1 pseudogene is annotated in these 687 nt (G+C 65.2%); it reads left to right on the top strand.

The features are described 5' to 3' along the window. Nucleotides 1-687 (top strand): annotated as a pseudogene (locus ACSFA3_RS25915) (HAD-IC family P-type ATPase); the annotation flags it as partial.

Raw genomic sequence — 687 nt, 5'->3', positions numbered from 1 at the left:
GTTCATCAGCCAGTCCGCACTGACGGGCGAGGCCATGCCGGTGGAGAAGTTCGTCGTCGACCGCGGCGACCACGCGGCGGGTGTGCTCGAACGCGAGAACCTGCTCTTCATGGGCACCAACGTGATCAGCGGCACCGCTACCGCGCTCATCGTGCACACGGGCGACCGTACTTTCTTCGGCGCACTGGCGCAGCGCGTAACGGCCACCGATCGCGGCACCAGCGCCTTCCAGGCGGGCATCAACCGCGTGAGCTGGGTGCTGATCCGCTTCATGCTGGTGATGGCGCCGCTGGTGCTGGTGATCAACGGCGTGGCCAAGGGTGACTGGTGGGAGGCGGCGCTGTTTGCGTTGTCGATCGCGGTCGGCCTCACGCCCGAGATGCTGCCGATGATCGTGACGGCCACGCTGGCCAAAGGCGCGGTCGTGATGTCGCGCCAGAAGGTGATCGTGAAGCGGCTCGAAGCCATTCACAACTTCGGCGCCATGGACGTGCTGTGCACCGACAAGACCGGCACGCTGACGCAGGACCGCATCGTGCTCGAACGTCACACCAACGCCTGGGGCGAAGGCTCGGACCACGTGCTGCAGCTGGCCTACCTCAACAGCTTTCACCAGACGGGCCTGAAGAACCTGCTCGATAAGGCCGTGCTGAGCCATGCCGAGATGCAGCTCGAAACGCGTCTGCA

This window comes from Variovorax glucosi, assembly GCF_051216695.1.
GTDB lineage: Bacteria > Pseudomonadota > Gammaproteobacteria > Burkholderiales > Burkholderiaceae_C > Variovorax.
The sequence above is the reverse complement of the archived record's forward strand: the minus strand, read 5'-3'. Positions and strand labels throughout refer to the sequence as shown.